7 protein-coding genes are annotated in these 6,311 nt (G+C 62.8%); all 7 read right to left on the bottom strand.

Annotated elements, in window-relative coordinates:
* A partial coding sequence (locus HMPREF0178_RS04455; protein ID WP_009379439.1) for an ATP-binding cassette domain-containing protein occupies positions 1 to 578 on the bottom strand: 578 nt, incomplete at its 3' end.
* Positions 575 to 1,270, bottom strand: a complete 696-nt coding sequence (locus tag HMPREF0178_RS04450; RefSeq protein ID WP_009379437.1) for an ABC transporter permease — start codon at positions 1,268 to 1,270, stop codon at positions 575 to 577. The genes HMPREF0178_RS04450 and HMPREF0178_RS04455, both read right to left, overlap by 4 nt.
* Positions 1,271 to 1,288: 18 nt before the next feature.
* The gene (locus tag HMPREF0178_RS04445) at positions 1,289 to 1,765 is read right to left on the bottom strand and encodes a hypothetical protein (protein WP_005026028.1); all 477 of its coding nucleotides are present in this window, start codon (positions 1,763 to 1,765) and stop codon (positions 1,289 to 1,291) included.
* Positions 1,766 to 1,823: 58 nt separating this feature from the next.
* Complete coding sequence (locus tag HMPREF0178_RS04440) at positions 1,824 to 2,999, bottom strand: MFS transporter (RefSeq protein WP_005026029.1); 1,176 nt, start codon at positions 2,997 to 2,999, stop codon at positions 1,824 to 1,826.
* Between the two features lie 552 nt (positions 3,000 to 3,551).
* A complete protein-coding gene (gene purN / locus HMPREF0178_RS04430) occupies positions 3,552 to 4,232 on the bottom strand; it encodes a phosphoribosylglycinamide formyltransferase (protein WP_009379436.1) in 681 nt (226 codons plus the stop codon).
* A 2-nt stretch (positions 4,233 to 4,234) separates the two neighbouring features.
* Positions 4,235 to 5,761, bottom strand: a complete 1,527-nt coding sequence (gene cobA / locus HMPREF0178_RS04425; RefSeq protein ID WP_009379435.1) for a uroporphyrinogen-III C-methyltransferase — start codon at positions 5,759 to 5,761, stop codon at positions 4,235 to 4,237.
* Between the two features lie 199 nt (positions 5,762 to 5,960).
* Positions 5,961 to 6,290, bottom strand: a complete 330-nt coding sequence (locus tag HMPREF0178_RS04420; protein WP_009379434.1) for a hypothetical protein — start codon at positions 6,288 to 6,290, stop codon at positions 5,961 to 5,963.
* Positions 6,291 to 6,311 lie beyond the last annotated feature (21 nt).

Below are 6,311 nucleotides of genomic sequence, written 5' to 3'. Positions count from 1 at the left end.
GCCGCATGACGCGCGGCGCGGGCAATGCGCTCTGCGCTCTGCTGATCCACGCTGGCGGTGGGCTCGTCCATCAAAAGAACCCGGGGGCGCAGGGCCAGACGGGCGGCGAGGGCCACACGCTGGCATTCCCCGCCGGAAAGCTCATGGCGGCGGCGATGCAGGAAAACGGCGGGATCGAGGCCCACGGCAAGGAGAGAGGCGGCGATCCGGTTTTGAAGCTCGGAGGCGTTGCGGATGCCCCGGACGCGCAAACCGTAAGCCACGTTTGAGGCCACGGAACGCGAGAGCAGGTACGGCGTCTGGAGCAGGAGGGTAACCTGACGGCGCAGATGCAGATCGTCGGTCCCGGCGGGCCTGCCTTCGAAAAGCACGGTGCCGCTGTCCGGCGGCTCAAGCAGGGCGATGATGCGGAGCAGGGTGGATTTGCCGCTCCCGTTATGGCCTCGGATGCCCAGAATTTCCCCGGCGCGGATGTCCAGTTCGGAAAGGTTCAGGACGGTGCGGACGGCATGGGGATCGCGGCTTGCGGGATCGGGATAGGTCCGGACGATGTTTTCCAGATGGAAGAGCGGGGTCATGGGCCCATCCTCCGGCGCAGGGCGGCAAGGCCCATATTCAGGACAAACGCCAGCGTCACGAGCACGATGCCGAGCGCAATGCTGCGGGCATAGTCGCCTTTGCCCGTTTCGAGCGTGATCGCGGTAGTGATGGTCCGGGTGGCCCATTTGATGTTGCCGCCGACCAGCATGGAGATGCCCACCTCCGAAACCACGCGCCCAAAAGCCGTGATGCAGGCCGTGAGCAGGTGGAAACGCAGTTCGCGGACTGTGGAGAACAGCAATTGCCACGGCCCCGCGCCGAGCGTGCGGAGCGTGGGGGCAAGCAGTCTGTCGGCCTGTTCCACGGCGAGGCAGGTGTGGGCGATGACGATGGGGAGGCCGAGCAGGGCCAGCCCGATGGCGATGCCGGGCACGGTGAACAACAGCTCGAAATCGGCGAACGGCCCTTGCCGGGCAAGCAGGAGATAGACCAGCAGGCCAAGTACGACAGTGGGGAAAGAGAGGGCCGTATCCACGAGGATGCGGAGCATGTTGCGGCCCGGGAAGCGGCTGTAGCCAAGCAGAAAGCCCAGCGGTACGCCGGGGATGATGCAGCCGAGCATGGCGAGTCCCGAGGTGGACAGCGTGGCCTGAACCGCGGCGAACGTTTCTTCGTCGCCGCTTGCAAGAAGCTGGAAGGCGTCGCTGAATGCCTGCGTGATGACGCTCATGCCCGGCGTATACTCCGATTACTGGAACAGGTACCCGTACCGGGTAGCGAGGCTGTCGGTTTCTTCAACAAGCTTGGCGGCCAGCCCGTTGATTTCATCCGGCGTGACGACGCCGACTTCACGGGTCAGATAATGGCGCAGGATGTTCTCCGACTGGGAGAAGACCCAGACCACCGCATAGGCCGAGCCCACGCCCGGACGGTCTTTGAATTCAGGCTGGGTGGCGATGAGGATACGGATTTTGGGCGTGTCCTTATCGGTAAGCGAAAACAGGTTGCTGGAGTTGAGGGTTTCCTTGACGCGCGTGGCGAGGCGGGAGCCGATGCTGTCGTTGCCTTCGTATTCCACGGCCACCGGCGTATTGCGTTCGGTGATGCGCGTGGGCTTGTCGGGGATGGCGGCGTCGGTTTTGGCCGGAGCGTCAGCGGCGAAGGCGGGGACGGCGGGCAGCAACAGGGCGAGGCCCAAAGCCAGCGAGCGGAGATAGGCGTGCATACAAGTGCCTCCTGAGGGCTTGAATATGGAGATTCTTTAACGTGTTCCTTGTGATGCATCAAGCCTTGGCGGGCGCGTGCAGCCTTATTTCTCTGTCGATGATCTGCACGAGCAGGAGCGAGCAGCCGGAAAGCGCCGCACCGATGAAGAACGGGATTTGGTAACCGAACTCCACCCACAGCCAGCCGCCGAGCGCGGGCACGAAAATGGCGGCGATATGGTTGATGGTCTGAGCCACGGCCATGGTCGGGGCGATGTCCTGCGGTTCGGCTATCTTCTGGAAGAAAGTACGCAGGGCGATGGAGAAATTGAACACGATGTAGTCGATGACGTAGAGCACGCCCGCGACCCACGCGCTGCCCGTGGTGGCGTAGCCGGTGAACACCAGAATGGCGGTGGAATATTCGATGCTGAGGAGCTTGCGCTCGCCGATACGGTTGATGGTCCGCCCTATGAGCGGGTTGAGGAACCAGTTGATCGCATAGTTGATCATGAAGAGGACGGAAACGGTGTTGACCGAGAACCGGAAATGCTCGACCAGCAGGAACAGGGCGAAAACGATGAATATCTGCCTCCGCGCGCCGAGAAAAAGGGTCAGCAGGTAAAACAGCCAATATTTCCTGCGGAAAACCATTTTTTTGCTCTGAATGGGCAGTTCCTTGTTCGTCGGATCGAGGAACAGGCCCCAGACGCCGGTGAACATGCACAGGGCGCCCACGATGAGGAACATCATCGTATACGGCAGAAAATCGGAGCAGAAAAACACGAAGACCGACGCCGCGAGGCTGCCGCCCGCCGCAAGGCCGCGGAGCTTGCCCATAACCACGGGCGTGGTGCGGACATCGAAATACTGGAGGAGCAGGGATTGGTTGACGGCCTCAAAAAAGTGGAAGCCGAAGGACATCAGCAGCGTCGTCAGGATGACGGGCACGAAAGAGGGGAAAAAGCCGGTCAGCGCCGTGCCGAGGCCGGTCGCCAGCGCGGCTACCGCGGCCACCCGGTGCTCTTTCATGACGAGGAGCAGGGGGATGATCAAAAATCCGAGCAGTCCCGGCACTTCGCGCAGCGACTGCACAAGGCCGTTGTCCGCCGCCGAAAGATGGGCGCTTTCCACCGCAAAGTTCGTGTAGAGGAGTGTCCACCCCTGATAGCCGAGCGTCGTACCCAGCGTCAGGAGGAACAGGAAAAAGTACATGCGCGGGTCCGCGCCCTTCGGGGGTTTCGGCGGAAACATGGCTGCATCCTTAAAGGTTGGTGTGGGAAGAGAAAATATTCTGGAGAAAGCCGCGTCGTTCTCAATGCCCGCAAGTCCGAAAGATTCGCCTAACGCCTACGGTCCTTGGAGGGCCGTCCGCCGATTTGTCCCTCTCTTTTTTCAACCCCTTGTCCTTCTAGAATCAAGGGCTGTCACTTCGCGCCCAACTGCTGATTCCGCTGGCTGCACGGGACGGCCGTTTTCAATGGGAAGGAAAAGCTGGTTTTATTCGTCAGGTGCCGTGTTATAACCAGTCGCCGGAGCAGTGTCGACCGTTCTTTTTCGTCCCCTGTGCGTTTTTCAATTCCGGGTATGCCCACTTTTTCCGCTTGGGCTGTCTGGAGCGCTTCATCCCCCACCCATCGGGAAGGCTTTGGTCGGCCCGTACCGCGCTCATCCGGAGCCGGTTTGGAGCCCTCATGGGAAAGCCTTGGGAGCGGGAGGAGCGAACGGCTCCTGCAGCTTGGAGGGGGAAGAGGGGATCTTTCTGAAGAACGGTCCCCTCTCCCCTCCGCATCATAAGATCTTCCTCTAAAAGCCTTCCTCAAGCGGCGGGCTGACGAGCACGCCGGGAGCGGGAGCGGCGAGAGGGCGGGAGCCGGGCAGGAGATGCAGGGAGCGCCCGTCGTCGTCCATCTTGATCCGGTTCTCGGCAAGCCACTGGAGCGCCTGCGGATAGATGCGGTGTTCCTGCGCGTGGATACGGCTCTGGAGATCGTCGAGCGGCTCGCCCGCGATGGCGGGCACGGCGGCCTGTATGATCACCTCGCCGTGGTCCATGATCTCGTCGACAAGATGCACGGTGCAGCCCGTGATTTTCACGCCCCATGCCTGCGCGTCCGCCGCGCCGTGGATACCGGGGAAGGAGGGCAGCAGGGCGGGATGGACGTTGACCACGCGATGCGGGAACGCGTTCAGGAAGCCCGCCGTCAACATGCGCATGTACCCGGCAAGGGCCACGGTATCCGCCCCCGACTTCAGGATGGCGTCTGCCACCGCCAGATCATAAGCTTCGCGGCTCGGCCACAGCTTGTGATCCATCACGGCGCAGATGATCCCGGCGGCCTTTGCGCGTTCGATGACCTTCGCACCGGGTCGGTTGCAGATCACAAGGCGTATGTCGGCATCCAGCGCGCCGCGCCGGACGGCGTCGACCATCGCCTGAAAGTTCGTGCCGCTGCCCGAGGCGAGGACGGCGAGTTTCAAGGACATGGCTAGGCCCCCTGCTTTTCGTAATAGGCCGCCAGCGCCTTGGCCAGCGCGGGGATGGTGAAGTCCTCGGGCTGGATGTCGCAGGCAAAACCGTACTTGGCGAGCGTTTTGGTGGTCACGGGGCCGATGCTGGCGAACTTCACGCGCTTGCCTTCAGGCTGGTTCCTGATGGTATCGGCGGGGATCTGGGCAAAGAAGTTGTCCACCGTGGACGAGGAGCCGAAGGTCACCGCGTCGAGGGTCCCGGCCTCAAGGCGCTGGAGCACTTCGTCACGGTGCGCGGCGGCGGGCACGGTTTCGTAGACGGGCAGTACGTCGACCTGCGCCCCGGCCTTGCGGAGCTCTTCGGGCAGCACTTCGCGGGCTTCGCGGGCGCGGGGCAGGAGGACTTTCTTGCCGTCCATGCCCATTCCGATAAGCCCTTCGGCGACGCTTTCCGCAATATAGGCTTCGGGCACGAAGTCGGGCACGATGCCGTGGGTGCGCACGGCCTGTGCCGTGGCCGGGCCGATGGCCGCTACCTGCAGGCCGTACAGGGCGCGGGCGTCGAGCCCTTGCGCTTCAAGGCGTTCCCAGAAACACTTGACGCCGTTGGCGGAGGTGAAGATGAGCCAGTCGTATGCGCCGAGATTGCGGACGGCGTCGTCGACGCTGGAGTAATCTTCGAGCGGCTTGATGTCGATGGTGGGGAACTGGATGACCTCGGCACCGAGATCGGCAAGCTGCGCGGCAAGCCCGCTGGCTTGTTCGCGGGCGCGGGTCACGACCACGCTGCGGCCGAGGAGGGGCTTCTGTTCAAACCAGTTCAGGCGGTCGCGCAGGGTGACGACCTTGCCCACGATGATGACGGATGGGTTGGTGAACCCCTGCCTGACACCTTCCTCGTGGAGCGCCCCGAGGGTGGAGGCGAGGCTGCGGTGCTTCGCCGTGGTACCCCAGTGCACGAGGGCCGCCGGGGTGTCGGGGGAAAGGCCCGCTTCGATGAGGTTCCGGGCGATGTCGGGAAGGTTCTTCATGCCCATGACGAACACGAGGGTGTTCGCGCTGGCGGCGAGGGCCTTCCAGTTGTGGACGGAGCCGGGCTTATCGGGGTTTTCGTGTCCGGTGATGAGCGTTACGGACGAGGAAAAACTGCGGTGCGTCAAGGGGATGCCCGCATAGGCCGGGCCCGCGATGGTGCTGGAGATGCCGGGGACTTCCTCGAACGGCACGCCCGCGTCCAGCAGTTCCTCGGCCTCTTCGCCGCCCCGGCCGAAGATGTAGGGGTCGCCGCCTTTGAGCCGGGCGACGATTTTGCCTTCTTTGGCTTTTTCTATGATGAGCTTGTTGATGCCGTCCTGCGGGAGCGCATGGTTTCCGGCGACCTTGCCGACGTAAATGCGTTCCGCGTCGGGCCGGGCATAGCCGAGCAGGGTGTCGTTGGCGAGGTAGTCATACACGACCACATCGGCCTTTTCGAGAATGTTCTTGCCCTTGATGGTCAGCAAACCGGGGTCGCCGGGTCCGGCGCCGATGAGATAGACTTTCATGCGATCCTCGTTGTTTTCCTGTCTCATCCGGGCGTAATTCCGCGTGTCAGGGAGGCAGGATTGATGAATACGTGTTTGGTGAAAGCGGAGCGGCCGTGCTTGGGCAGCCTGTCCGTCCCGCGGCGGGATGATGCCGCAAGAGGAGAATCCGCGCGCCGACAAAGGTATAGGCAAACGCCGCTGATGAAAAGGGGGCCCGTCAGTGGCCGGAATAGGCCAGCACGTGGTTGAGCCCCACGGTTTTGACCGTTATTTCCGTGCCGGAAAAGGCCGCGCGCGTCAGCGTCCAGGCTTCCATGTCGATCAGGTCGATTTTACCGGAACTTTCCGCGCAAAGCAAAGGGCGCAGGGCGTCCAGCACATCGTCCAAGGGGAAGAAGACGCCCTCGAAGCTGATGCGGAAAATATCGCCTTCCAGTTCGGTGCATTCGGGAATGTTCCAATCTGACAGCACGGCGCCCACGGCGTCCGCAATGTGCCGGTCGGCGGGGAAAAGATGGCCGTAGGTCTTGCAGGGTTCCTCTCGCATGGCGTCACCGTGACGGGCGGC

Source organism: Bilophila sp. 4_1_30, from assembly GCF_000224655.1.
Lineage (GTDB): Bacteria > Desulfobacterota > Desulfovibrionia > Desulfovibrionales > Desulfovibrionaceae > Bilophila > Bilophila wadsworthia.
Note: the sequence above shows the minus strand (reverse complement) of the source record. Positions and strands in the feature narration are given on the sequence as shown.

Coding starts and splice junctions, on each gene's coding strand:
- HMPREF0178_RS04440 (WP_005026029.1), bottom strand. CDS start 2,999: ATGTTTCCGCCGAAACCCCCGAAGGGCGCGGACCCGCGCATGTACTTT.
- HMPREF0178_RS04445 (WP_005026028.1), bottom strand. CDS start 1,765: ATGCACGCCTATCTCCGCTCGCTGGCTTTGGGCCTCGCCCTGTTGCTG.
- HMPREF0178_RS04420 (WP_009379434.1), bottom strand. CDS start 6,290: ATGCGAGAGGAACCCTGCAAGACCTACGGCCATCTTTTCCCCGCCGAC.
- purN (WP_009379436.1), bottom strand. CDS start 4,232: ATGTCCTTGAAACTCGCCGTCCTCGCCTCGGGCAGCGGCACGAACTTT.
- HMPREF0178_RS04450 (WP_009379437.1), bottom strand. CDS start 1,270: ATGAGCGTCATCACGCAGGCATTCAGCGACGCCTTCCAGCTTCTTGCA.
- cobA (WP_009379435.1), bottom strand. CDS start 5,761: ATGAAAGTCTATCTCATCGGCGCCGGACCCGGCGACCCCGGTTTGCTG.